The following is a 26,715-nucleotide window of genomic DNA, read 5'->3' on the forward strand; positions in this document are numbered from 1 at the left end:
AGTTTAATTAATGTGCCATATGGTGAGGAATGTGACATTCACCTGCTTCACCACCTGGAGTTGGTTGCACTTTTGCAAATGAGCTAGAAATCGCTCTTAGACGTGCAACTGCTTTTTTAAACTGCTCTATTGTGTAGTCAATCTCTTCATCTGTTGTAAAACGAGAAAGAGAAAGACGAATACCTGTGTGAGCCAATTCATTATCAGCACCGATTGCAAGCATAACTGTATTTGCTTCGAGGTCTTCTGAAGCACAAGCAGAACCAGTTGAAGCTCCAATCATTGAGTTGTTCAGATCCCAAAGCATACCTTCACCTTCAACCCCACGGATCGAGATTAAAATAGTATTTGGTGTACGGTTCTCACGTGAACCAACTACAAAAGTATCACTCAGCTCTAAAAGAGCATCTTCTAAACGGTCACGTTTTTCTCTGATTTTTGCCATTGTCTCTTCGATGTTTGTAGTAGCAAGCTCTATCGCTTTACCCATACCAACAATATATGGAACATTGAGTGTTCCTGAACGACGATGACCCATCTGCTCACCACCATGAAGCAGCGGAGAGAGCGCTTGAGAATTTTTAATGTAAAGTGCCCCTATTCCTTTTGGACCATGGAACTTGTGAGCTGACATTGAAACAAAGTCAACATGAACATCTTGCAGATCAACAGGAATCTTACCAATAGCCTGAACACCATCAGAGTGGAAAAGTACGCCATTTGCTTTACAGATTTCACCAATCTCTTTAATAGGAAAGATCATCCCTGTCTCATTACTTGCCCACATAACAGAAACAAGTGCTGTTTTGTTTGTAATAAAACTCTTTACAACATGCGGCTCCACAATTCCCTCTTCATTAACAGGAAGGTAAGTAACCTTTACACCTTGCTCTTCTAACCATCTACAAGTAGAAAGCACTGATGGATGCTCTACCTCTGTTGTAATGATATGGTCTTTTTCACCACCAACGATTAGATCATTAAATACTGATTTTAAAACCCAGTTATTTGACTCAGTCGCACATGAAGTGAAAACGATATCATCATCATCACTGGCATTCAGTGCAGTATATACCTGATCTATCGCTTTTTTTAAGTAAGGGTGTGTTGCCGTACCAAACTTATGAAGTGAACTAGGATTTCCGTAAAGTTCACTAAAAAATGGTTGCATCACTTCTACTACTTGTGGATCACACATCGTAGTAGCATTGTTATCTAAATATACTTGCATATTTACCTCTTTAAATTTAAGAATGATTATCACTCTTTTTAAATAAGACAATTTTTGTCCTCTTTTACTTATGACATGATAATAGCTTTGTCATTATGATTAGCTTAAGCCTAACTGAGTTTATCTTTGGCTTAAGTTTTTTATGCAGTTATTCTTAAATTGCACTATGCTATAATCGCACAATTATTAATACTATAAAAGGTTTACATACTATGGGTCAAACTATAACTGAAAAAATATTTTCTGAACATGTCGGTCACGATGTATATGCAGGTGAGATTGTTCGCTCACCTATCGATATGGTTATCGGAAATGACATTACTACGCCTATCTCTATCAAAGCTTTTGAAGAGAGCGGTGCAGCATCTTTGGCAAATCCAGACGGATTCTCAATTGTACTGGACCATTTCATCCCTGCAAAAGATATCGCTTCGGCAAATCAGGCAAGAATTTCTCGTGATTTTGCAAAAAAACATAATCTTAAAAACTTTTTTGATGAAAAAGATATGGGAATCGAGCATGCACTTCTGCCTGAAAAGGGTCTTGTAGTTCCTGGTGATGTTATCATCGGAGCTGACAGCCACACTTGTACACACGGAGCTCTTGGAGCATTCTCAACAGGAATGGGTTCAACAGACCTTGCATTTGCAATGATTACAGGAGGCAACTGGTTTAAAGTTCCTGAGTCTATCAAAGTAGTACTCTCTGGTAAACCTGGAAAATATACAACAGGAAAAGATATCATCTTAGAGATCATTCGTATGATTGGTGTTGATGGTGCACTTTATAAGACATTAGAGTTTACAGGAAGCACGATTGAGCATCTTAGTATGGATGACAGATTTTCTATGTGTAATATGGCAATCGAAGCAGGTGCTAAAAGTGGTATCGTTGCATATGACGACATTACAAAGGAGTTCTTGAGCGATAAAGATTTGGCACGTGAGCCTCGTATTCACTACTCTGATGATGATGCCTCGTACTCACAAATTTTAGAGATCGATGTTGCAAACCTAGACCCGGTTATCGCGTATCCGTTCTTACCATCAAACGGTCACTCAGTTGTTCAGGCAGTTGCAGACAAGATCAAAGTAGATCAGGCCTTTATCGGAAGCTGTACCAATGGTCGTTTGGCTGATTTAAAAGTCGCAGCTGAAATTTTAAAGGGCAAAAAAGTGCACCCTGATGTCCGTCTTATCGTCACACCGGGAACACAAAAGATCTTGCGTGAGGCAAATCACTTAGGCTATATCGACATCATCGTCGATGCAGGTGGTGTTGTTAGTAACCCTACTTGTGGTGCTTGTCTTGGAGGATACATGGGGATTTTAGGTGATGGCGAAGTAGCAATCTCTACAACAAATAGAAACTTTGTCGGTCGTATGGGCTCACGCAGTTCGAAAGTCTACCTTGCCAACTCGGCAGTTGCTGCAATCTCTGCGATTACAGGCTATATCACAGATCCACGATAATGAGCTCACCCAAAGCTCATTATTCTATGTTATAATTTTGTTATCACATTTTAAGGACAATTTATGAAACGTTTACTTTTACTCCCTGCACTACTTTTTGGCAGTGCTTCGTTTGCAGTTGATGCAAGATATGAAATCTCTCCAATGATAGGCTACAACCTTGCAGAAGGCAATGTTGGCATCAAAGGTGATGACCATTACTTAGGTGCTCTTGAACTACAGTACAACTATAAAGATTCAAAAATTTCTCCGGAAATCTCTGTTCTTTACTCTCCAAGTGCAGACTATGATGGAGGCGGAGACACTTCTGTAACTCGTCTTTTATTAAATGGCGTTTATGCATTTGACAAAGTAGGCAAAATCACTCCTTTTGCAAAAGCCGGTCTTGGTTATGAGTTTGTTGGTACTGAAGTTCCAAATCAAAATGAAGATGGTCTTGTACTTGATGCTGGTGCCGGTCTGAAAGTTCCATTTGCACCATCTTGGTCATTCAAAGCAGAAGCACTTTACCTTGCAAAAGTAAGCAGTGCACATAATGACAATGCAGACAATAATCTTGTCGCAATGCTTGGTCTTACATATACATTTGGTGCGACACAGACGAAAGAGGTTCCAAAAGAGGAAGTTGTTGAAGAAGTTGTAGAGGAAGCAGTTATTGTAGCGCCAAAAGAGATAGATAGCGATGGCGATGGTGTGTATGATGCACTTGACAAATGTCCAAATACTCCAGCAGGATCAACTGTAGGTGCTGACGGATGTGCAATCTCTTTAGATGATGATAATGATGGTGTTTTAAATGAAAATGATATCTGTCCAAATACACCTGCCGGTGAAGCAGTAAACTCTGATGGTTGTCCAGCAACTGTAAACCTTCATATTAATTTTGAGAACAATTCGGCAGAAATTCTTTCAAGCTCCAATGCAAAACTTGACAAATATGCAGATTTTCTGAAAAAGCATACAAACTACTCTGCAAAAATTGTAGGCTACACCGACAGCAGAGGGAGTGAGAGTTACAATAAAAAACTCTCTCAAAGACGAGCAGCTGCTGTTATGAAAGCATTGGTCAAAAGAGGAGTAGACCCTTCTCAACTGAGCGCTCTTGGAATGGGTGAAGCAAATCCGGTTGCTAGCAATGAGACTGCAGAAGGCCGTGCAAAAAACAGACGTATTGAAGCAGAGTTGACACGTAACTAATATGCTTACAATTCCCTGTGTCATCTTTGCAGGTGGCAAAAGCTCACGGATGGGAGAAGACAAAGCACTTCTCCCCTTTGCGGGCCACTCTACATTAGCAGAGTATCAATATACAAGACTCTCAAAAATCTTTCAAACTGTTTATATCTCATGCAAAGATGCTTCTGTTTTTCCTTTTGAAGCAAACTTTATCGAAGATGATAAAAAAAGTGATGTATACGCACCAACGGCAGGTTTTGTAGCAATCTATAAAGCCATCCCTGATGAGCGTTTTTTTGCAATCAGTGTTGATTCTCCCTTTATAGATGAAAACATCATCACAAAACTGCTCCATTGCGATAGAGATAATGTTGATGCTACCATTGCAAAAACCCCTGAAGGTATACAACCACTCTGCGGTATCTATCACAGAAGTCTTGAAAAAACTTTTCAAACAATGCTTGATGAAGAGAACCATAAGCTTGGACTTTTACTCAAAAATGCAAAAACAGCCTACTGTCTCTTTGAAGAGAGAAAATCTTTTTTAAATATGAATCACCCTGAGGATTATAAAAAAGCCCTCAGCCTTATACATTGTTAACACCTCTTTGCTATAATAGTAAAAAAGCAAAAAAGATATACTTATGAACCTAACACATTTAGATGAAAACCAAAGACCTAAAATGGTCGATGTCAGTGAGAAACAAAACACAACCCGCGTTGCTGTAGCAAGTGGTATTATAGAGATGAGTCAAGATGCCTATGATGCCATTGTAAGTGAAAAGACAAAAAAAGGTCCCGTTTTGCAGACTGCTGTAATAGCGGCGATTATGGGAACAAAAGAGACAAGTAGGCTCATCCCAATGTGCCATCCACTCAATCTCAGCGGTATCAACTGTGATATTGTGGAGCTTCCAAAACTTCCTGGATTTAAACTCACAGTCACTGCAAAACTTACAGGACAGACCGGAGTTGAGATGGAAGCGCTCACTGGAACATCTATCGGACTTTTAACTATCTATGATATGGTAAAAGCGATTGACAAGGGAATGATAATCAGAAATGTGCAACTAGAATCCAAATCAGGAGGAAAAAGTGGAGACTTTAAACGATAAGCTTGAAGGTAAAAAACTCGAACTGGAGTACCCTTGTAACTGGTGTTATAAAGTAATAGCCAGTGAGAGAGAAGCACTGCAAAATGCTATCAAAGATGTTATTAACGAAAGAGAGCACAAATTAAGTGACTCTAACAAATCAAAAACAGGCAAATATATCAGTATGAATCTTGATTTGCTTGTACATAATGAAGACGATCGACAATTTATCTATGATGCTCTAAAGAAACATCAACATATCAAAATGGTACTGTAAGGAGTTCATAATGGAATTAGAAAAACTACAAAAAGCATACAACAAACGCTATAAGAGTATTGAAAAAAGAGTAACTACTGCTTTTCGTGATGCCCAAATAGATGAAGAGCATCTCTCCCTTGAAGATATAAAAGCAATAGCAAACCTTATTATAGAAAAAGAGACACAGAATCTAGAAAATGATGTTGAAAAGCTTTTGGCACAAAAAGAGGCAATAGAGCGCGCACTAGAGAAAAAGTCTGAAGAGCTTCAAGAGAAAAAATATGAAGTATTTAATGCGCTTGAAGAGGAGTTCAAAGCTGACAACTCGCTTCTTGTAAAACTCCATCAGATAAAACTCCAATCAATTGATCTGTATGACATTCTCTCAGAGATGGTAGAGTCTACGATCATTACCGCACTTGAAAAAGACAGAGACGGTGATATTACAGAACCAGTAAAAGAGGTAATCAAAGAGATCACATTTGAATCTATCAAAGAGGGCTCACTCAATACCATTCGTGTGAGAAAAATACTCTCAACTATTTTGGCCTCTGCTATAGATGTATCAGAAGCAACACCAAATCGTGCCGATGAAATTTTATCGGCAACGCTCAAAGGTATGCGTGCTGGACTTATTCAGTCCATTGACAGATTTAAAAAACGCCTTGCTTATATGCCGGTAGAAGCAAAACACATCCTTATAGAAGATTATGACACGATCATAGAAGATCTGCATCAGACCGATACGCTCTTTGCTCAGGTTGTGGTTACTCAAGCAAGTGAGAGCTCACAAACGATTCGAAAAATTCTTCTCGATATAAACAATGAGATGAAATATGACCTCGAAGAGCTTGTACATATCTCTAAAGAGACGGCTGAAGTGATGAAAGAGCGTTTCTCATCATTTGCAAAGCTTGCAGTCAAAAAAGCTGATTCAGCACTCAACTCTCCAAAAGCGAAAGAGGCAAAACGTATGGGAATCCAAGCGTTCACAGTTGCCAAAGAGGCTTTGGGAAATGCTATTAAATCAGCAAAAGATGTTATAGATAAAAAATAGCTTAAAATAACAAATTATTATATTAAACTAAAATATCATTTCAATATTTTTAATATAATATTTGCAAAACACTAAAAATAAAAGGACATCTAATGATGATACATCCAGCTTCCGTTCACTTTGCTATGGTTTTACCTGTTGTAGCAGCAACTTTTGGTTTAATCTATCTGGCAACAAAAAAAGAAGGAATGTCAAAAATAGCAGCACGTACAACCCTTATCGCAGCACTTGCTATGATAGCAGCCTGGTATACAGGAAATCAAGCAGGACCGGAGATATTTGATTATCTCTCCAAAGAAGGCAAAGAAGAGCTTCTTGAACATAAATCTCTCGGGCTCTATCTTGCTATTGCAATGGGCGTTATTGCACTTCTGCAAATCGTAGGATGCAAACTTAAAAAATTCGGTCTTGAAGCACTTGCGATTATTCTGCTTATTGGAGCGATGGCAACAACCTTTTTACAAGGAAAACATGGTGGAGAAATAGTTTACAACTATGGTATGCCTTTTAAAGCTTACCTGATCGAAGATACTCTTAAAGAGGCTGTTGCAACGGCTGAAGAGTCTGAAGAGGATGACGCAAAAGTTGAAGCGTATGAAGATGCAATAGATGAAATTAGTACAATTTCTGAAGAGGTAGATGCAATCTATGGAAATACTCATGAAGATGATGATGAAGAGGATGATGAATAGCAGCAATGTCTACACAAATCGATAAAAGCGCACAAACTGCAATGCAAAAGGCATTAGAAGCCTATAAAAAGGATAAAAGCTCTGCTAAAGAGTTTTATCCTTGTTCACAGGAAATCTCACTCTGGCTCAAGGAGAAAAAGAAGTAATGCAGATACTCTGTACAAATAGTTTTGAGAGACAGCTTAAAGCACTCCTTCAAGAGTATGCCAAAGAGGATTTTTCAGCGACTAAGAACTATAAAATGTATCTTGATACTATCATTTTAAATATGCCGACAAAAGTTAAAAAGTTTAAAAAATCTATCTACTTTGATGAGGAAAATATTAAAGATATTGAACATCAAGGTCATATCATCCCCTTCTATATTGACGAAGAAACGGGTAATTATATCATTCTCGGAATTGTAAAAAAATAAGTTTTTTTCATATTAATAAGCTTATATTATTATAAAAATTACCTTTTAAAATATTAATAATTTTTATATTTTCTCTGAGTTACAAATTGAAACACGCTTTCTTATTTATACTTCGATTATCACATTTTTATCTCACAATTTTGTATAATAAACTCTGATATATATTTATTGTTAAGCAAAAAATGGCATAATGCCATAGTAAAACTCTTTGTATCTGTAAAAATTTTACAAAGTGAAATAATATAAATATGACAAACAATCTTATTAAGGAGAAAATTGTGGATATTAAAAAATCTCAACAAGACTTAGACTCTTTTGATACAAAGAGTTCAAGTGTTGACAGAAGAGAGTTTTTAGCAAAATCGGCAGCACTTTCTGTGACTGCTCTTGCTGGAACATCTCTTCTCTCATCAAACGCAAAAGCAGATGATCCAGCTATTGTTGAACCTACAGAGTGGGGAACAAAATGGGGTGATCCTGTAACAAAAAACCTTTATGGTATGCCTTCTAAGTATGAGCATAATGTAACAAGAAGATATACAAAGCTTCTCGCTTCTGGAAACTTCAGAGCATCTATCGCAGTTACTCCTATTCAAGAATCTATGGGTATCATCACGCCAAACGGTCTTTTCTTCAGTCGTTCTCACGGTGGTGTTGCACATATCGATCCAAATGAGCACAGACTCATGATTACAGGGTTGGTAGAGAAACCTCTTGTGCTTACTATGAAAGAGCTCAAGCGCTATCCGAGTGTGACACGTACGCACTTTATTGAGTGTCCTGCAAATGGCGGTCAAGAGTGGAGAGGTCCACAATATAACTCAGTACAGTTTGCAAAAGGTTTTATGTCTTGTGCAGAGTGGACAGGTGTTTATATTAAAGATATCCTTAAAGACCTAGGGGTTAAACCAGATGCAAGATGGATGCTTGCAGAGGGTGGAGACTCTTCTAAAATGGGAAGAACTATTCCTATGGAAAAAGTTTTAGATGATGCAATGATTGTTTGGGGACAAAATGGTGAGGCATTACGTCCAGAACAAGGATATCCTATCCGTCTTCTTGTTCCAGGTTGGGAAGGTAACTTATGTGTTAAATGGCTACGCCGTTTAGACTTCGCAAGTGAGCCTTGGTACTGTAAAGAAGAGACTTCTAAATATACAGTTTTAAAACCTAGCGGAAAAGCAATCCAGCACTTCTATGCAAATGAAGTGAACTCAACAGTAACTTCTCCATCTCCAGAGATTGATTGGTCAGATTTAAAAGATGGTGATATTGTAGAAATTGAAGGTCTTGCATGGTCTGGTATGGGTACTATCACTGGTGTTGATATCTCTTTTGACGGTGGAAAAACATACAAAGAAGCTAGCCTTAAAGGTTTAGTACTTCCTAAATGTTGGACTCGTTGGAGCTATGTCCATACGTATAAAAAAGGAGAAGAGTTACTTCTTACTTCTCGTGCTATGGATGATGCAGGATATATTCAACCAACAATCGATCAAGAAATCGTAAAAGTCGGTGTTGAAGCTGTTTATCACAGAAATGCGGTTGAGACTTGGAAAGTTGAAAAAGATGGTAAAGTAACTCACGTTGAAGTACGTTCACAATTGGACCGTAAAGCAAATGGTGAGTTAGTTATCGAAGGGAAGGCGTAATAATGTTTAAATTAAATAAAAAATTATTAATATCAATTTCTGCAGCAGCGGCTCTCTCTTTAGGTCTCTCTGCATGTATGGAAAGTGCTGCACCAGCAGGTACAAATGCACCTTCAACAGCTTCTATTGACGGTGGTGTTATGTACCCTGTAGTCAATGGAAAAACTGGCCCGTATTACGTAAACGAAAAAGCACATAATGCTGGTATCAAGTTCGGTCGTACTCCTACAGAAAAAGAGTATGAAGAGTGGAACTCTGATGTTATGGCAGATGGATCAGGTTTACCAGAAGGTGAAGGCTCTGTTGAAGAGGGTGAAGAGGTTTATGAATCTAAATGTGTAATGTGTCATGGTGACTTTGGTTCAGGTGGCGGTGGATATCCGTCACTCTCCAAAGGAAATGCTTATGAGCTTCATGAGACATTAACTTACCAAAGAATCAAACCAGACACTGATGGTCCTGTACGTGTATTTGGTACATACTGGCCACAAGTAAGTACACTATGGTGGTACATTAAAGATGCTATGCCGCATCCACTAACTGACTCTTTAAGTGATGATGAAGTATATGCACTTGTTGCGTATATCTTAAACATCAATGAGATGGAAATCGACGGACAAGAAGTTGACGATGAGTATGTACTAAATCGTGAAAAATTCTTAAAAATCAAAATGCCAAATGCAAATGGTTTTGAACCAAACATCGCAGGTCCAAATGGCCCAGAGAATGTACGTAAATACTTTGCAAATCCAGATAACTTTGGTGCTGTAAAAGTGAAACCGTCTGAGCGTTGTATGACAAACTGTCAAGAACCAACTGCAAAAGTTGTATATATCCAAGGTGCAGGGATCAGTGATTTCCATCCACCACTTTCAGCTGTACGTGACCTTCCAAAAGAAGAAAACACTGCATTCAATGCTGAGAAGGTATATACTGAAAGCTGTGCAATGTGTCACGGTGCAGATGGTATGGGTGCTCCGGTAGTAGGTGATAAGGCTGCATGGTCTGCTGTTTTAACTAAAGGAAAAAATAAAGTTTATTCTAATGGTATAAATGGTATAAATGGCATGCCTCCAAAAGGTGGTGCTGATTTATCAGACACTGACTTTAAATCTGTTGTTGATTATATGATCAGCAAAAGCAAATAAATTCAATAAAGGAAAAATTATGGAAAGAAGACAATTTTTAAGTATGACTTTAGGTGCTGTAGCGTTAGCTGCGGTTCCTGCAAGTGTTAGAGCAGAAGATTTCAGAAAATCAAAGCCAAATGTATGGACAGCACACACTGTTGATGATGCTATTAAAGCTATGTATGGTTCTACTGCATTAACTATGGAAGGTGTTAAGCTTACTGCTCCAGATGTTGCAAGTAACGGTGGCGCTATTCCTGTTGATTTTTCAACTGACAAAGATGTTAAAACTATCGCTGTTTTCCAAGATGCTAACCCAGAAGCTGCAGTACTTGTAGTTGAGCCAAACAAATATAGTGTAAACAAATACTCTATCAAAATCAAAATGGCTAAATCTGGTACTATCACTATCGTTGCTGAAGGTAAAGACGGAAAACTTTACGCAGCTAAGAAAACTTTAGATGTTGCACTTGGTGGATGTGAAGGTTAATCCTTTCCATTTCTAAAATTAACAAATAAATATTAAGGAAATAAAATGGCTGGTATTAAAGTAAAAGCAAAATTAAAAAATGGTGTAGTTAATGTTAAAGCTATGGCTAAACATGCAATGATGACATACAACATGGCAGAGAAAAAAACTGGAAGCAGAGATAATGCAAACTTCATTACGCATATCAGTGCAACTGTAAACGGTGAAACTGTATTTGACATGTCAACGTCTCAGTTCTTATCTAAAAACCCTATCTTTAAATTCCAATTTAAAGGAATCGGTAAAAAAGGCGACAAAGTAGAAATGCTTGCTGTTGACCTTAAAGGAAAAACTTACAAAGGTAAAGGTAAAATCAAATAATCTTTTGATTTTACCCTCTTAAAAGAGCAAGCATACATGCTGCTCTTTACCAACATACATTTTTAACCTCTTAATCTTCATACACTCTTTTTTCAAGTTCTATGTGCTCCTCAATGACTAGTAGATTTTGAAAAAACAGTGATATAAATTACAATGGACAGACAATGCAAGGAAAAGTAGTAGCACTCTACATTACAAAAAACGATGCCGATAAAACAAGAGAGAGACCCTCTATAATAGATCTAGATGAGAATGGCATTATCGGTGATAAATTTTATGCAAAAGATATGCAAAGAGCAATTTTAATCACAGCAACCGACAGTTACAAACTCGCAAAAGAGAATGGTATAGATATCACTGAGGGCTCTTTGGGAGAAAATCTTCTTATAGACATAAACCCATATCATCTGCTTCCGGGAGAGAGGTTGAGTGTTGGTGATACACTTCTAGAAATCACTCAAAACTGTACACTCTGCAAAGGGCTCTCGACATTAAACTCTCAACTCCCAAAACTTCTCAAAGATGACAGGGGTATCTTCGCAAAAGTCGTCAATGGACCTCATAGAATAAAAACAGGAGATGAAGTCAAAATACAAACTTATTAATATATAAATAATATTAATAATGCCACAGTTATACAATTTATCAAAGGGGCTATATAGTGGAAAGACTTTTATTACGATTTATTATAACTTTTGTGAGTATCTTTGCTTTTACTTTGCATGATGCTACAGCGAAAACATTATAAGATGTTCAAATTTATACTTCTGCAAACAGCAGCGGTACCATAACTACAAAGAGCATAGAGGCAGCTTTTGATACAGTAGGCTTAAGTGTCGCCGGTAATAATAATATGAACATACCTTTTGAAAAAAGGTTTAAAAAGAGACACTATAAGGTCTATAATCTTGCTATGTTTATGAACACTGATCTTACATATAAACTTCTTAAAAAATATCCTTCTTTTGGGGCTCTTACACCTTTGACAATGTCTATTTGGGAGGACAGCAGTGGTAATATGAACATCGCTACACTTACGTATAACGGCATGGCACGAGCAACAAAGATACCTCCAAATGACAAAGATTTACGTGCATACGCTGCTCTTGTACATAAAGCGTTGAGAAAAGCAATGCCAAATGGACACTTTAAAAAGATGTTTACAAAACCAACGCATCAAAACAGATCTTTTCAAATAAACTTCACATCCGAAGTTGAGCTTGAAGATGATGCAACTGTCGAAGATTTCATTGAAGATTTTGAGAGTGAATTTGAAGGAGAATTAGAACCACTTGGTTTCTTATTTCCAAACTATACAAATGTTCAGGAAGAGATTTTCGATGATTATGAATACAATGCGTATGATTTTTACCATACCTACTCCATTTGTAAATTTGATGTAATCTACCCTGTATCAAAATACCATCCAGAAGCCGGTGCCTGGGCACCTTGCTCTTTTTATCTTTATAAGAAAAAAGGCGAAAAAAGTATGCATATGGGCTTTTTAGGTGTTGAGAACTGGATTACAACACTAGATATAAAAGATAGACAATCAATAAAGCCGCTCAAAGAAGCACAAGGTATGATTGTAAAAGTTTTAGATGAAATAGCACAATAAAAGGATAGATTTGAACCTACAGAGTTTTTTATGGGAATATGGAGAAAAAGTTCCCGGTTACGATGTTACTGTCATCAACGAAAGAGAAGCACGGGCAGCAGCAGGGATTCTTGCAACACTTGGAATGATTGTAATATTTGTGGGTATAGGATACAACCATATTATCGTTGCGCGCGTCTATTTGGCATTTTTATTTATCGATTTTACAGCAAGGGTTATAAGCCCTACATACTCCCCTTCTCTACTACTGGGAAAATTTATTGTCCGCAATCAAAAACCTGAATATGTAGGAGGCCTACAAAAGCGCTTCGCATGGACACTTGGCTGGATAGTATCCTGGCCTATGCTTTACTGGTTTGTGCTACACTGGGACATTACCTTTTACAAAGTCATGATCTGTGTACTGTGTCTTACGCTGATGACTCTTGAGAGTGCCTTTTCTATCTGCGTGGGGTGCATGATATACAAAGCCATCACAAGAGAAAATGCGAAACATTGTCCGGGTGGAGTATGTGAGATTCGTCAAAAAGAGCCTATACAAAAATTTAATCCTCTGCAGGCAACTATAGCTGTAATAACGACAGTTGGGCTTATTATAGGGATATATCTCTTTCTTGCAAAGACAGAGTCAAAAACATTCTTTGGGGCTTTTTTACATGAAGCAGTACTCACCAAAGCACAACTAGAAAAAGAGAAAGAAGAAGCTTATCAAAGAGAGTTGGAAAAAGAGTTTGGAGATGATGACTTCTAAACTCTTCTACTGATAATACTTTACAACTCCATCCATACGTGAGCCCATATTTAAAAGCAGCATATCAGCGATAACAAGTGCTGCCATAGCTTCACAAACAATAGTACCGCGAATGGCAACACAAGGATCATGACGACCTTTAAGGGCAAAATCAACCTCTTCATTATTTGTTGTTATCGTATGCTGTTCTTGAAAGATAGAAGGTGTTGGTTTAAAGTAAACATTGAGCACAATATCATCACCATTACTAATGCCACCCAAAATCCCTCCTGCATGATTAGACTCAAATCCATCGGCACGGATCGCATCATTATTCTCTGATCCAAGCAGACGTGAGCTAAGCACTCCATCACCAATCTCTACTGCTTTTACAGCATTGATTCCCATCATTGCATCAGCTAAAACACCATCAAGTTTATAGTACAGTGGCTGTCCAAGTCCAACAGGAACACCTTTAATAAGTACACGAGAAACACCTCCAACAGAGTCATGTCTACTCTTTGCTTCGAGTATTGCTGCTTTTTGTGCCTCTTCTACTTTTGCATCAAGTGCATAGATAATGCTCTCATTCACCCTTGCATAATCATACGACTCTGCTTTAATGCCATGAACTTCACTAATACCACTGAGTACTTCAATGCCAAGAGAGCGCAACATCAGTTTTGCAATCGCACCTGCTGCAACACGAGCCGCAGTCTCACGAGCCGAACTTCGCCCGCCACCACGATAATCACGCAAACCATATTTATGAAAATAGGTAAAATCTGCATGCCCAGGGCGAAAAATATCTTTTATATTTGAATAGTCACGCGATTTCTGATTCGTGTTATAGATAATCATCGCTATTGGCGTCCCTGTACTCTTTCCTTCAAAAACACCACTGAGTATCTCTACTTTGTCAGCCTCTTTACGAGCCGTTTCAAACTCACTCTTACCCGGTTTTCTACGATCTAGCTCACTCTGAATAAAAGCCTCATCAATCTCTAATCCTGCCGGCACACCATCTAAGATACATCCAAGTGCCTTTCCGTGAGACTCTCCAAATGTAGAAAATCGTAATTTCATGCCAAAACTGTTCACTATTTTTCCTCTTTTAATATATCAACTGCCAATTTCGCAGCCTCTTGCTGCGCTATCTTCTTACTCTTACCAATTGCTCGTGCGTACTCTTTATCTTCGATATATACTGCTACTTCAAACTCTTTTTTATGGTCAGGTCCACGTGAGGCTATAACCTTATACTCCGGAGTGATCCCAAAGCGTGCCTGCGTGAGCTCTTGAAGTGTTGTTTTAAAATCTCTAAAGAGTGAATCTAAAGAGATCTCTTTATGATTTTCTTCAATAAGTTTGATAGCTATCTCTTGGACTCTCTTGAGACCGGCTTCTAGATAAATGGCCCCCATTATCGCTTCAAAGGCATTGGAGAGCAGCGATGATTTCTCACGTCCGCCATTATTGTCTTCCGCATTGGAGAGTAGTATATAATCCCCAAGATTAAGAGCACGTGCCAATTTATCAAAACCTGTCTCATTGACAAGAGATGCACGTATCTTTGAGAGTTTCCCTTCATCAGAATCTCGAAACTTTCTAAAAAGATACTCGCCTACCACAAGGTCAAGTACCGCATCTCCTAAAAACTCCAAGCGCTCATTATCGTAGGGCTGTTTATAACTTTTATGTGTCAGCGCTTCGATAATGAGCTTTTTGTCTTTAAACTCGTATCCTAACTTCTTCTCTAATGTCTCTATGTTTTTATGCATATTGTCCTCATTTTACAGTGAATCCTTCGCTTTTTGAGCTGCATCACGAGCTAGTTTGTCACAACGCTCATTCTCAATATGTCCATCATGTCCACGCACCCAAATCGCATGAATCTTATGTGGTTTTGACACCTCAACATACTCTCTCCACAAGTCTGGATTTTTCACTTTTTTAAAATCTTTTTTTATCCAGCCATCAAGCCACTCATTGATACCCTTAACAACATAAGAAGAGTCCGATACTATATCGACATCACAAGGTTCTTTTAAAGCTTTCAGCCCTTCAATAACCCCTTTTAACTCCATTCTGTTGTTTGTAGTATGAAACTCTTGGCCACTAAGCTCTTTTTCTTTGTCTCCATAGCGAAGAACGACGCCATATCCTCCAGGACCTGGATTTCCAAGAGCACTGCCATCACTGAAAAGAGTTATTTTCTTCACCAAAATCCTTTGCATAGTCTCGACTTAAACTCCACTCTACCATTGCCGTATCAATGGCATGACACGAGCTACAACGACTAAATGCAAAAGGGGCAACACTTTTACAGCTGCTGCAGATATACTCAAAGCTCAGTGTTGCATTTGCTTTTGCATCAAGTTTAATTAAAAGATCAAACTCAAAAACAGAACTTCTGTCACTAAGCTTGACATCACCACGAGCACTGTAAAGCTCACGCAGAAAAGAGTTTTGTGAAATTATATCTAAATTCAGATCCTTTCTATCGCATCTCCAAAGTACTTCCGTGAGTAACTCACTCTTTGAAATATCCAAGTTTTCCCATGCTTTTTTAGGGTTCACTCTAAAGAGATACTCAAAAATAAGGTAACTTAGATAGTGGTTTTGCTGGTAAATCTCTAAAAGTTTTTCCACCTTTTCCTGCTCATCTGTCACATCATCACTGAGTATTGCAAGAGCCTGTAGATATGCTCGCTCCAATGCGATATCTTCATCTAGTTCATCAAGTGGTTCTAAAACTTCTAATGCAGACTGATAATCTCGCATATATTCATACACCAAAAGTAAGTAGTGCAGTGCTTGCGGCGTACGGGGGCTTGATTTGAGTATCTCTAAAAAGATCTGCTTGGAACGTTCTAAGAAACCAGCTTTAAAGTAGGTTTTTCCGAGTAAAAACATTGTCTCTCTCGTATTAATACTTCCTCCAACATTGAGTATCTCATTGTATATCTCTATACTCTTTTCATACTCTCCGTTTTTATAATAAGAGTTTGCGAGTAACAGCCATGACTTTTCAGAAAGCTCTCCACTTGAGATGAGTACCTGCAACTCATCTTTTGAAGGGAGTGTTTTAAACTGTCGTAAAAATCTGTCTAAATGACGAGAGTCTTGCGTACGCTTATAACGCCCCCACCAATAGGAAAAAAAAGTGATGATGAAAATAATGGCAAAAAAGATAATAATAGAAAAAAGTGGGTCACGAAATTCAATAAAAAACATATCCATTAATCATACACCACTATGCCATAATCATTTTTCAAGTTATAAAAAGTACAATCGTGCGTAATCTCCAAATCTTTCATCCGTCCGAGTTGAATAAAAGAGTTGCGTGAGACCTGTATACCGTTTTCACGAAAGAACTTACGGATATTTACGAACTTTACATCTTCTACAAACTTGTACTCAAACTCCCTGTGTAGCTTCATCTTATCGGTCGTGAACAGATGTTCATTAACATGCAGTTGGTCTGATGCGTACTTGATTGGCAGATATCCTGAAAGGTCTGTCAAAATCTCTTCTACATATTCATGTTTTTTTGGAAGCGTATTTTTTTGAATAAAAATGTACTTGTTGTTGAGTTTTAAAGTTTGTGTATTTCTCCAGTATTTATAAGCAGGATTGGAGACGCCAAGTTTTGCATAAACTTCACGCCATAGCCAAAAAGAGTTAAGGGTGTTGGGAAGTGCTGACATCTCTTTTTAGCTCCTTTATTAATCTCTTAGAGTAGATTATATACTCTTTTTTCCTAGAGTTTTCTAAAGTGCTAAAAAGAGTCCTCTTTTTAGACTTTTTAAAAAGCAGCCGTTACAAATTTTGTAACAACAAATCCACCTGCAATAAGCCAAACAAACATTGCTCCGGCAGTATAAAGCGGTGCAAGACCAAGCCCTTTAAATTTTGAGAAGATTGTTCCCATACCAAGTGCTGTCATCGCCATTGTTAAGAGGAATGTATCTATCTCATTGATAACACTTACTATATTATGCGGAACCAGATCTAAAGAGTTAAATCCTGCCATACCGATAAAATAAACCGCAAACCATGGGATAACAAGTTTTACACCACTTGTAGCTCCACCAGTTTTTTTCGCTTGCATTGAAAGATAGATGCCAAGAACGATAAGCATCGGTGCAATCATAATAACACGTGTCATCTTTACGATAACTGCAGAGTTAGCCATCGTTTCAGGAGCACCTGGAACAGAAGCAGGAACAGCAACAACCTGTGCCACCTCATGAATCGTACCACCTACATAGATACCAAACTGCTCCGGTGTCATATGTAAAAACCCTGTTGCAGGCTCGATAATCGTTGAATAAAGTACCGGATATAAGAACATTGAAATTGTACCAAAGAGAACAACCATAGAAACAGCTACTGCAGTTTTATGTCCTTCAGCTTTGAGTACCGGTTCTGTTGCCAAAACTGCAGCAGCACCACAAACAGAAGCACCACTTGCCGTAAGCATTGATGTGTCTCTGTCCATTTTAAAAGCTTTGATACCAAGATATGTACCTAAGATAAAAGTCGTTGAGAGCATAATAAGTGATACCATAAAACCACTCATACCCACTTCCATAATCTGTTGAAATGTAATTCTAAAACCATAAAACACGATTGCAAAACGCAGAATCTTTTTACCAGAGAATGTAATACCTGTTCCCCATTCGCTAGGGATATGATTATGAAGTGTATTTGCATAAAAGATACCTAAAACAATACCGATTACGAGTGGAGAAATCCCAAGAGATTTTACAAATGAAATTTGTGCAATCGACGTTGCAGCAGCTGCAAAAATTGCAACAAAGATGATACCAGAAATAGTACCTTTTCTATTTTCCTTTGAAAATGCCATTATTTACCTTTGTAGAAATTTATAAACGAGAGGTGCAATTATAGCAAAAAATTATTTATCTTGGCTTTTGACCTCTATATTACTACAACTCTAACAACTACTCTTTGCGGCTGTAGTGCTTTTTTCATTTACAAGATATGATTTAATCGCTCTTGCTCTTTACTTTGCAAGTCAAGATTTTTAAAGCAAAAGGTTATACCCGCAATTCATTAAGGGAAAAGAGTGAAGCATTTGCATCATTTGTATTACTGATAACTCTCATTGATTTTAAATGAAAGCGCTCCATCGTCTACCTGAGTGTATGCCTTAGCTTCCCTTTTGTATAGAGCATCCCTTGTTTATTGACGCATAGCGATGCTTTGGCATTTATCTCATTTTCCAAAGTTTTAATAAGTTGTGATTTTACAATGACTGGAATGAAGAAAAACCCAACAAAAGGATAGGCTAGAAAAAGATAAGAGAGGTATTTTATGAATTTAACAAACAAAGCTAAACTTCATTAGTTATAGTATCTAATGAAGTTTAGCTAATTTAGTGTCAAAGTAGAGTTATTACTTTGTAACTCCTAAAACACTCTCTTTTGGGAAAACAAATGTAGAGTGACGTAATACGGAGATTTTTTCACTCGGTTTACCATCTTTGTTCAGTGCATATGCATGGATAGTAATAGGAATGATAGTATCTTTTCTAGGGTCATCTACTAACATCTCTGTTGTTCTGAGTGTAACGATTTTTTTCTTTTTCACACCAGGTACAACTCTAAATGGTTTTGAAGGTTTCACAATTTTGATTTTACCTTCCATACCTTTTGGCGGAATAACTTCAAAGAAAAATTCCATTGGCTCATTCTCAGTATTTTGCAATAAGAAGATATAAGAGTTATCTACCGTAAACTTATCAGCTGATTGATGCTTGATGGAGTAGAGTCTTGTCTCTTTGTTGATATTTAAAAGCATATGCTCTTTTGTACTACCCATAAAGCCCAAGATAATACTGATACCTACAAGAAGCACCATATATGCAATAACTTTCGGACGGAAATATCTTGTTTTTCCTTTTCTCTCAACAATCTCATACTCACTCGACCATGTAACAAGAGACGGTTTGCCAAGTTTACCCATAACTGTCGTACATGCATCTACGCACTCAAGACAGTTGATACACTCAAGCTGCAGACCTTTACGAATGTCAATATGTGTCGGACATACCGTCACACACTTCTCACAGGTCGTACACTCAGCTTCAGGGTCAATTGCCTGCAGGTCTTTTTGTTTCGTGACAAGTTTATGATGCTCTTCATCATAGATTTTACCACCACGGTGCTCATCATAGATAGCCATAACCGTATGTTCATCATAAAGAACTGACTGCACACGAGAATATGGACAGACATAGATACAGAAGTTCTCTTTTAAAAATATAATGTCATATATCAAAAATGCCGCAACACCTACAACAAAACCAATCATAACCATATGATTACCAGGATTGTTCAAGTATTTAAAGAAATCTTCCGGTGGAATGAAGTACCACATAAAGTCTGCACCTGCAATAAGTGCTAAAACAGTCCAAATTAAAATAGCGATTACTTTTTTCGCTTTGTTTTCAGGTTTGGACATATCCGGCTCTTGCTGCTTGTTCCCAATACGCTTGCGCAGCTTTAAAAGTTTTGTCTCAATCAAATCACGATAGATGACGCGAAATACTGTTTGCGGACATACCCATCCACAAAAAACACGTCCTCCAAGAACCGTCATACCAAAGATACCCAAGAAAAGTATCATCAATAAAAACGGCATCAAATAGAGCTCTTGCATATCAAACTGAACAAATGCAAGATGGAGTTTCATCTTATCAAAACTTAAAAGGAAAAAATGATTTCCGTCTATCTTAATCCAAGGCAAGACTAAAGAAACAACTGTTGCCAAAGCATATACGTAATAACGCTTTATTCTCCATGGAGTAGGTATCTTTATACCTTTTTTCTCTTCACTCATATATAATTCTCCCAATTTATTATTTTGGACAGGTAATTGTGTTAATTACCTGCTCTTCTGCATCTTTTGGTGCTTCTGGCAGCAATGACCCAAATGCGACCTGTTTGAGTTCACGTGATTCGATATAATCCTTAAGTGAACTTCTACTCACATCTAAAAGTCTTGCCATTTCGCTCACACTTTTACCATCTTTTATAAATGCGATAATATCATTTATATAAACATCAAATTTTGAATTCGAGCGACTTCCTTTAGGTCGGCCAATAACCCTTTTGGACTCATTCTGCAGTTTTTGACGAAGTTGGTCCATCAATCCTAAAACGAGCATCACACTACTCTGTTGTGTCATTATAACAGATTGCTTGATAAAATGGACACTAAACTCATTTTTAAGTAAACATGAAAACATCTGAATCAGATCTTCCATGTTTGTTGTTAGCACCCATACATCATAAATCAGCAGTGTTGCTCTGTTTTTGGATTGAAAATATTTTGTCACTTCACCTCTTGCTTCAAGACGCTTGTTTTGTGAAGTGTAGTCAACGAACTCATCATCAATAACAAGGTTGTTTGAAATAGCATAAGAATTTATCAGCTGCAGCTGTTCATGTGCAGGTGCAAAATTCTTATCTGGTCTTATGTATGCAATTACCATTTAACGATTAAACCTCTCTTATTATTGATTTTCATCGTCATTATACACTATTTTGACGAATTAAGTCAATAGTTTTTTAGTTTATTTCGTCATTTTATCTATTATTTGTCTTAAAAGATTTATTTTTCATAGTAGTTACAGCAGTTTTTATGTCCTCATGCGATAAAATATCCTCAATATTTTAGAAGCAAAAGAGTGTCAATGACAACACAAGAGTATATCTTAGAGACTATAAAGAAGCGCCCGCTTATCATTGATGGAGCAATGGGTACACAACTCCAACAGCGTGACGATCAAATTCCAAAAGAGGCATGGGAAGGCAATGAAGGGTGTAATGAGCTCTTAAATGTTACAGCACCCGAGATTATGAATGATATCTTCAGTGCCTATCTTACAGCTGGAGCAGATTTTATCACGACAAATACTTTTGGTTCTTTTAGCTGGGTCTTGGATGAGTATCAGATTGGTCATCGTGCCTATGAGCTCACAAAGGCTGGAGCAGAGCTTGTAAAAAAACAGTGCCAAAAGTTCTCAACTCCCGAGCATCCACGTTTTTGTCTTGGCTCTATCGGTCCAGGAACAAAACTGCCATCACTCGGACATATTACTTATGATGAGATGTATGAAGGCTACACAGAGTTTTGTCTCGCCCTCATCGATGGTGGTGTAGATGTTTTTCTTCTTGAAACCTGTCAGGATCCGCTTCAGATAAAAGCTGCTCTTCATGCTTGTGAAGAAGCCTGTCGTCAAAAAGAGGTAGATATTCCAATTATGGTCTCTGTTACTATTGAGCTCAGTGGTTCGATGCTCATAGGTACAGATGCACAAACTATTGCAACTATCATGGAACCTTTTAACATCATCTCTCTAGGGTTTAACTGTGGAACAGGACCTGAGCAGGTTGAAAAACATGTTAAAACACTCTCCGAGCTTTGGGGGAAACCTATAAGTGTACATGCAAATGCAGGTCTGCCACAAAACCGTGGAGGTTACACCTACTACCCAATGGGACCAAATGAGTTTGCAGATAAGCAGGAAAATTTCTTAAAGTATGATGGTGTGAGCTTTTTAGGTGGTTGCTGCGGAACAACTCCGCAACACATCCGTGCTCTTGTTGACAGAGTTGCAAACATTACACCAAAAGCACCAAGTGGTTCTCAGGAGAACTCACTGGCTTCTCTTTTTAATACTGTTCCACTGATGCAACAGCCTGCTCCTCTGCTTATGGGAGAACGCTCAAATGCAACAGGCTCAAAAGCCTTCCGTGAGCTTCTGCTTGCCGAAGATTATGAAGGTACCCTCTCTGTAGCACAGCAACAGGTACGTGCCGGGGCACATGTTATTGATGTCAATGTCGGTTTTGCCGGTCGCGATGAGACAAAAGATATGAATGCCGTCATGGGGATGTACAACCAAAAGATTCCTATCCCTCTTATGCCGGACTCCACACAGACAAAAGGATTAGAGACCGCACTGAAAAACATCGGTGGTCGTCCAATTTTAAACTCTGTAAATCTTGAAGATGGTGAAGAAAAATTCGATGCGGTTTGCCAACTGGCTAAAAAGTTTGGTACTGCCCTCGTATGTCTTACTATCGATGAAGTGGGAATGGCAAAAACAGTTGAAAATAAACTCGCCATAGCTGAGCGTATCATCAAACTTGCAACTGAGCGTCATGGGCTTAAAAAAGAGGACCTTGTCTTTGATGTGCTTACCTTTACACTTGGGTCTGGTGATGAAGAGTATCTTGATGCCGGTATCAATACCATTGAAGCCATTCGTGAGCTGCGTAAGCGTCATCCTGAAGTTGGTACTACTCTTGGGCTCTCCAATATCTCTTTTGGTCTTGATAAAGATGCACGCCCATACCTTAACTCTATGTTTTTACACCACTGTCTCGAAGCAGGTCTGACATCCGTTATTATCAATGTTAAACATATCATTCCGATTAACAAAATAAGCAAAGAAGACCAAGAGATTTGTGACAACCTTATCTTTAATCGTGGAGAAGACCCGCTCTTTAAATTCATTGAGCACTTTAGCTCAAAAGAAGCTGTTGATAATGAAGCTGAAGATGCTGAATATCTGGCGATGAGCGATGAAGAGAAAATTGCAAAACTCTTGATGGATGGCGATAAAGATAGAATGATCCCTCTTGTTGAAGAGGTGCGTCACCGCATCGCTCCTGAAGTCATTGTCAATGAAATTTTAATCGATGCGATGAAAGTTATCGGTGAGCTCTTTGGTTCAGGACAGATGCAGCTTCCTTTTGTACTCCAATCTGCAGAAACAATGAAAAAGACGGTTGATTATCTTAACCCTTACCTACCAAAAGTTGAAAAAGAGGTCGATACAACTCTTGTCCTTGGAACGGTAAAAGGAGATGTACATGATGTTGGGAAAAACCTTGTTGATATCATTCTCTCTAATAATGGTTACAAAGTGAAAAACCTTGGTATCAAAGTAGAGCTTGAGCAGTATTTAGAGACTCTTAATGAGGGGCATGTTTCAGCCCTTGGAATGAGTGGGCTGCTTGTAAAATCAACACAAGTTATGCTTGAAAATCTTAAAACATTGGAAGAAAAAGGCATCACTATCCCGATTTTACTTGGCGGTGCGGCACTGACACGCAGTTTTATCGATGATTTTTGTCGTCCTGCTTACAGCGGTCCTATTTTTTACTGTAAGGATGCCTTTGACGGGGTTACTGCCATGAGCCGTATAGAGGCGGGCAATATGGACACAAACCTCCATCCTGATGCTCCTGAAATTGAGAAGAAAGAGGAAAAAGAGGTCATCATCCCTCCTTACGAAGAGATAAAAATGCCTTCACGTGAGGTTCCGATTCCAACCCCTCCATTTTGGGGACGCCGTGAGATAAAGCTCACACAGCAACAAGTAGAGATGGCCTTTAAGTGGATAAACCATAAACTTCTTTTTAAATCACGCTGGGGATATACATCAAAAGGTATGAGCAAAGAGGAGTATCAAAAACAGCTTGATGAAGTGGTCTGGCCGGCTTATGAAAAGCTCAAACGCCGCTTTATAGATGAACAGCTCTTTGAACCAACGATCCTCTATGGCTATTGGCCTTGTCGCAGTGATGACAACTCTCTACTTATCTTTGATGAGAGTGAAGGGTGGCACTCTGAGGATGAAATAAACCATGAGCCACTCAAAAATGTTATAGGGCGAGCAGAAGAGATATTTACTTTCCCAAGACAAAGAAAGAAACCGCACCGAGCTCTGAGTGATTATTTCCATGCAGACCGTCATGATGTCATTGCTCTTACCTGTGTCAGTGCAGGAAGCAAACTGAGTGAAGTTGAGCGTGAGATATATGAACGTGGAGACTATACAGAGTACTACCAATTCCACGGACTAGGAGTCGAGCTTGCAGAAGCACTTGCAGAGATTGCTCATAAACAGATACGACTTGATTTAAACATCGCAAAAGATGAAGGAAACACATTAGCAGATGTACGCATGAACCGCTATCAGGGAAGTCGCTACTCCTTTGGTTACGCAGCCTGTCCGGACTTAGAGCTTAATCGTCCACTCTTTAATCTTTTAAAACCCCAAGAGTTTGGTATAGAGCTAAGTGAAACCTTTCAGATTCATCCGGAGCAATCAACATCTGCATTAGTGGTTTATCATCCAGAAGCCACATATTATAATGTGTAACTACCTACGTCTATAAGAGAGTGCCTCTAAAAGGTGCTCTTTTTTTATACGTTCCGAACTATCCAAATCAGCTACCGTTCGTGCAACCTTTTGTACTTTTTTAATGCTCCTAAATGATAAACGAAAACGCTCAACTGCCATTTCCAAAGTAGTTGTTGCATCCTCATCCATTACACAATACTGCTCTATCGCATCATCATCCAGCTTAGCATTAAAGCTGTTTTGTCCTCTTTTTCTTGCAAATATATGTGCCTCAACAACTTTTTTATGCAACTCTTTGGAAGAATAACTTGGCTTATCATAAGACTTGACGTTTTGCATCGTCACAGAGATGTCAATACGATCCAAAAAAGGCTCAGAGAGTCTGTTTTTATATTTTTGAATCTCTAGCTCATTACATCTGCACTCTTTGTGCTCATCCAAAAGGTTAGCACAAGGGCATGGATTCATCGCTCCAACAAACAAAAAGTTCGCCGGATATTCCACTTTGGAATGTACACGTGAGATACGGATCTTATTATCCTGCATAGGCTCACGCAGAGCTTCTAGAACTGATTTTGAAAAATATGGCAGCTCATCAAAGAATAAGATGCCATTATTCGCAAGTCCTATTTCGCCGATGCGGGCTTTATGACTCCCACCTCCAAAAATAGAAGCAAGGGTAGAGCTGTGATGCGGATTTTTAAAAGGACGATGCGGTTTAAAGTCCGGTTCATTTCCTTCCAAGACCTGCAGTTTTGCAAAATCAAGTATCTCTGACATCTGCATTGGTGGCAAGATATAGCGAAGCCGAGAGGCTATCATACTTTTTCCACAACCGGGACTACCTTCTAAAAGCAGATTATGCATCCCCGCAGCTGCAATGAGTGCTGCACGTTTTGCCACTTCTTGACCTTTTACATCAATAAAATCCTCTTCATACTCTTTAACATAGTAATATCTTTTAGCACCCAGTTCATAAAAAGGGTACTCTATAGCACTGCTAGATACTGATGGCGTTATCTGCTTTTGATTTTTTAAAACTTCCATTGCCTCTTTGAGTGTATTCACTCCGTAAAAAGCAACATTTGGAATTTTAGAGAGCTTCTCTAATGATTCTGCCGGTACGATTACCTTACTTATCAAGCCTTGATTTGCCAAAGAGAGGATGAGAGGGTAGAGCTGTATGTTCTCTTTGACATCACCTGAGAGTCCAAGCTCACCAAAAATGAACCACTCATCAAAATCTTCTACTGCATCATTGAGCAAAATTAAAAGTGCGATGCTCAGGTCAAAATGAGAGCCTGATTTTGAGAGTTCACTTGGGGAGAGATTGAGTGTTATGCGTTTTGGAGGAAAAGAAAACTCATTACTCAGCAGTGCTGATTTTACCCGCTCTTTAGCTTCTGATATGGCAGTTGAGACCATGCCAACAATGGAAAAGGACGGTAAGCCTTTTGTCAGTGTTGCTTCCACCTCAACAACTTTGGCTTCTATACCTTCGTTTGTAGCACACTTTATCTTTTTCATACAGCAACCTCATTGTAGTTATCTGTATCTTAGTGGGTTTTTAAATTAACTTGGAGGAATATGACAAAATGCCATATTTATTATGCAGATTTTTTAGCTTTTCGCTCTTTTTGGAGTTTTTTATACTCTTTTTCAAACTTTTTACGACGTGCATAAGAGAGTTTGTCAATAAATAGGATACCATCTAAATGGTCCATCTCATGCTGAATCGCAATGGCTAAAAGCCCATCTGCTTCAAGTGTCTTAGTATTACCGTCCCTATCTTGATAGTTAATTGTCACTTTTTCATAGCGTTTTATATCTTCATAAAACTGAGGAACACTGAGACACCCTTCTTGATATGTCGTCTCACCTGACTTCTCTACAAGAATCGGATTTATAATTTCTAAAAGATTTTCAGGAGGCTGCTCTCCATCCTCATCGGGAATGTTTAAAATAAGCGCGCGAATAGGATGTGCTACTTGAATAGCTGCAAGCCCTATGCCGTTTGTATTTATCATCAACGGGTTCATTGCATCTAAAAGCTGATGAAGTTTTTCATCAAAAACTTTAACCTCTTTGGACTTCTCACGCAGACGTTTATCTGGATACTCTACTATATTTAACTTCATCTCTTAAAAC

28 protein-coding genes are annotated in these 26,715 nt (G+C 38.4%); 17 read left to right on the plus strand and 11 right to left on the minus strand.

All coding sequences use genetic code 11. From position 1 onward, the window contains the following. Positions 1 to 7: 7 nt before the first annotated feature. Positions 8 to 1,231, minus strand: a complete 1,224-nt coding sequence (locus ES948_RS06245; RefSeq protein ID WP_152184091.1) for a NifS family cysteine desulfurase — start codon at positions 1,229 to 1,231, stop codon at positions 8 to 10. Between the two features lie 212 nt (positions 1,232 to 1,443). Between ES948_RS06245 and ES948_RS06250 the strand changes: the two genes are divergently transcribed. The 16 genes from ES948_RS06250 to ES948_RS06320 all read left to right on the plus strand — a co-directional run bounded on the left by ES948_RS06250 (position 1,444) and on the right by ES948_RS06320 (position 13,397). After that, positions 1,444 to 2,703 (plus strand): 3-isopropylmalate dehydratase large subunit, encoded by a 1,260-nt coding sequence (locus tag ES948_RS06250; RefSeq protein WP_152184092.1) that lies wholly within the window; start codon positions 1,444 to 1,446, stop codon positions 2,701 to 2,703. 63 nt (positions 2,704 to 2,766) lie between these two features. Then, positions 2,767 to 3,900, plus strand: coding sequence for an OmpA family protein (locus tag ES948_RS06255; protein WP_152184093.1), 1,134 nt, complete (start codon positions 2,767 to 2,769; stop codon positions 3,898 to 3,900). Between the two features lies 1 nt (position 3,901). Continuing rightward, positions 3,902 to 4,480 (plus strand): molybdenum cofactor guanylyltransferase MobA, encoded by a 579-nt coding sequence (gene mobA, locus ES948_RS06260; RefSeq protein ID WP_152184094.1) that lies wholly within the window; start codon positions 3,902 to 3,904, stop codon positions 4,478 to 4,480. 43 nt (positions 4,481 to 4,523) lie between these two features. After that, positions 4,524 to 4,994, plus strand: a complete 471-nt coding sequence (gene moaC / locus ES948_RS06265) for a cyclic pyranopterin monophosphate synthase MoaC (protein ID WP_152184095.1) — start codon at positions 4,524 to 4,526, stop codon at positions 4,992 to 4,994. Continuing rightward, positions 4,975 to 5,250: an HP0495 family protein gene (locus tag ES948_RS06270; protein WP_152184096.1), complete on the plus strand. Its 276-nt coding sequence runs from the start codon at positions 4,975 to 4,977 to the stop codon at positions 5,248 to 5,250. The genes moaC and ES948_RS06270 overlap by 20 nt, the downstream gene beginning before the upstream one ends. 10 nt (positions 5,251 to 5,260) lie before the next feature. Beyond that, entirely contained in the window at positions 5,261 to 6,289 is a 1,029-nt protein-coding gene (locus ES948_RS06275; RefSeq protein WP_152184097.1) for a DUF6781 family protein, read from the plus strand. Positions 6,290 to 6,381: 92 nt separating this feature from the next. Beyond that, positions 6,382 to 6,981 (plus strand): DUF2231 domain-containing protein, encoded by a 600-nt coding sequence (locus tag ES948_RS06280; protein WP_152184098.1) that lies wholly within the window; start codon positions 6,382 to 6,384, stop codon positions 6,979 to 6,981. A gap of 5 nt (positions 6,982 to 6,986) precedes the next feature. After that, positions 6,987 to 7,127 carry a hypothetical protein gene (locus ES948_RS10855; protein ID WP_188109468.1) on the plus strand — a complete coding sequence of 47 codons (141 nt, stop codon included), beginning with the start codon at positions 6,987 to 6,989 and terminating at the stop codon, positions 7,125 to 7,127. Continuing rightward, positions 7,127 to 7,396 carry a hypothetical protein gene (locus tag ES948_RS06285; RefSeq protein ID WP_152184099.1) on the plus strand — a complete coding sequence of 90 codons (270 nt, stop codon included), beginning with the start codon at positions 7,127 to 7,129 and terminating at the stop codon, positions 7,394 to 7,396. The genes ES948_RS10855 and ES948_RS06285 overlap by 1 nt, the downstream gene beginning before the upstream one ends. 278 nt (positions 7,397 to 7,674) lie before the next feature. Beyond that, entirely contained in the window at positions 7,675 to 9,048 is a 1,374-nt protein-coding gene (soxC, locus tag ES948_RS06290; protein ID WP_246153834.1) for a sulfite dehydrogenase, read from the plus strand. A 2-nt stretch (positions 9,049 to 9,050) separates the two neighbouring features. Beyond that, positions 9,051 to 10,196, plus strand: coding sequence for a c-type cytochrome (locus ES948_RS06295; protein ID WP_152184101.1), 1,146 nt, complete (start codon positions 9,051 to 9,053; stop codon positions 10,194 to 10,196). Positions 10,197 to 10,215: 19 nt separating this feature from the next. Beyond that, entirely contained in the window at positions 10,216 to 10,668 is a 453-nt protein-coding gene (locus ES948_RS06300) for a thiosulfate oxidation carrier protein SoxY (RefSeq protein WP_188109469.1), read from the plus strand. A gap of 45 nt (positions 10,669 to 10,713) precedes the next feature. After that, positions 10,714 to 11,028 (plus strand): thiosulfate oxidation carrier complex protein SoxZ, encoded by a 315-nt coding sequence (soxZ, locus tag ES948_RS06305; protein ID WP_152184103.1) that lies wholly within the window; start codon positions 10,714 to 10,716, stop codon positions 11,026 to 11,028. A 164-nt stretch (positions 11,029 to 11,192) separates the two neighbouring features. Continuing rightward, positions 11,193 to 11,633 carry an MOSC domain-containing protein gene (locus ES948_RS06310; protein ID WP_152184104.1) on the plus strand — a complete coding sequence of 147 codons (441 nt, stop codon included), beginning with the start codon at positions 11,193 to 11,195 and terminating at the stop codon, positions 11,631 to 11,633. A gap of 308 nt (positions 11,634 to 11,941) precedes the next feature. Then, a complete protein-coding gene (locus tag ES948_RS06315; RefSeq protein ID WP_188109470.1) occupies positions 11,942 to 12,646 on the plus strand; it encodes a DUF302 domain-containing protein in 705 nt (234 codons plus the stop codon). Between the two features lie 10 nt (positions 12,647 to 12,656). Further along, positions 12,657 to 13,397, plus strand: a complete 741-nt coding sequence (locus tag ES948_RS06320) for a DUF4395 domain-containing protein (RefSeq protein WP_152184106.1) — start codon at positions 12,657 to 12,659, stop codon at positions 13,395 to 13,397. Between the two features lie 6 nt (positions 13,398 to 13,403). Here ES948_RS06320 and aroC read toward each other — a convergent pair whose 3' ends face one another. The 8 genes from aroC to ES948_RS06360 form a co-directional block, all read right to left on the minus strand. Next, positions 13,404 to 14,477 carry a chorismate synthase gene (gene aroC, locus ES948_RS06325; protein ID WP_152184107.1) on the minus strand — a complete coding sequence of 358 codons (1,074 nt, stop codon included), beginning with the start codon at positions 14,475 to 14,477 and terminating at the stop codon, positions 13,404 to 13,406. Continuing rightward, the gene (gene rnc / locus ES948_RS06330; RefSeq protein WP_152184108.1) at positions 14,477 to 15,157 is read right to left on the minus strand and encodes a ribonuclease III; all 681 of its coding nucleotides are present in this window, start codon (positions 15,155 to 15,157) and stop codon (positions 14,477 to 14,479) included. The genes aroC and rnc overlap by 1 nt, the downstream gene beginning before the upstream one ends. Positions 15,158 to 15,169: 12 nt before the next feature. Then, positions 15,170 to 15,598 carry a ribonuclease HI gene (gene rnhA, locus ES948_RS06335; RefSeq protein WP_152184109.1) on the minus strand — a complete coding sequence of 143 codons (429 nt, stop codon included), beginning with the start codon at positions 15,596 to 15,598 and terminating at the stop codon, positions 15,170 to 15,172. Beyond that, complete coding sequence (locus ES948_RS06340) at positions 15,573 to 16,619, minus strand: tetratricopeptide repeat protein (protein WP_152184110.1); 1,047 nt, start codon at positions 16,617 to 16,619, stop codon at positions 15,573 to 15,575. Before ES948_RS06340 ends, rnhA begins: the two co-directional genes overlap by 26 nt. Further along, complete coding sequence (locus tag ES948_RS06345; RefSeq protein ID WP_152184111.1) at positions 16,619 to 17,086, minus strand: hypothetical protein; 468 nt, start codon at positions 17,084 to 17,086, stop codon at positions 16,619 to 16,621. Before ES948_RS06345 ends, ES948_RS06340 begins: the two co-directional genes overlap by 1 nt. Before the next feature lie 98 nt (positions 17,087 to 17,184). Then, complete coding sequence (locus tag ES948_RS06350; protein WP_152184112.1) at positions 17,185 to 18,249, minus strand: YeiH family protein; 1,065 nt, start codon at positions 18,247 to 18,249, stop codon at positions 17,185 to 17,187. A 551-nt stretch (positions 18,250 to 18,800) separates the two neighbouring features. Continuing rightward, positions 18,801 to 20,246, minus strand: a complete 1,446-nt coding sequence (ccoG, locus tag ES948_RS06355; RefSeq protein WP_152184133.1) for a cytochrome c oxidase accessory protein CcoG — start codon at positions 20,244 to 20,246, stop codon at positions 18,801 to 18,803. A 19-nt stretch (positions 20,247 to 20,265) separates the two neighbouring features. Next, positions 20,266 to 20,901: a recombinase family protein gene (locus ES948_RS06360; protein ID WP_152184113.1), complete on the minus strand. Its 636-nt coding sequence runs from the start codon at positions 20,899 to 20,901 to the stop codon at positions 20,266 to 20,268. 201 nt (positions 20,902 to 21,102) lie between these two features. Here ES948_RS06360 and metH point away from each other — a divergent pair, with 201 nt between their 5' ends. After that, positions 21,103 to 24,585 carry a methionine synthase gene (metH, locus tag ES948_RS06365; RefSeq protein ID WP_152184114.1) on the plus strand — a complete coding sequence of 1,161 codons (3,483 nt, stop codon included), beginning with the start codon at positions 21,103 to 21,105 and terminating at the stop codon, positions 24,583 to 24,585. Here the strand turns inward: metH and ES948_RS06370 are convergent, their stop codons facing one another. Both ES948_RS06370 and def read right to left on the minus strand, forming a co-directional pair. Then, positions 24,586 to 26,094, minus strand: a complete 1,509-nt coding sequence (locus ES948_RS06370) for a YifB family Mg chelatase-like AAA ATPase (protein ID WP_152184115.1) — start codon at positions 26,092 to 26,094, stop codon at positions 24,586 to 24,588. Positions 26,095 to 26,174: 80 nt separating this feature from the next. Beyond that, positions 26,175 to 26,705 (minus strand): peptide deformylase, encoded by a 531-nt coding sequence (gene def / locus ES948_RS06375; protein WP_152184116.1) that lies wholly within the window; start codon positions 26,703 to 26,705, stop codon positions 26,175 to 26,177. Positions 26,706 to 26,715: the final 10 nt, after the last annotated feature.

Origin of the sequence: Sulfurimonas indica, assembly GCF_009192995.1 — a bacterium.
Classification (GTDB): Bacteria; Campylobacterota; Campylobacteria; order Campylobacterales; family Sulfurimonadaceae; genus Sulfurimonas; species Sulfurimonas indica.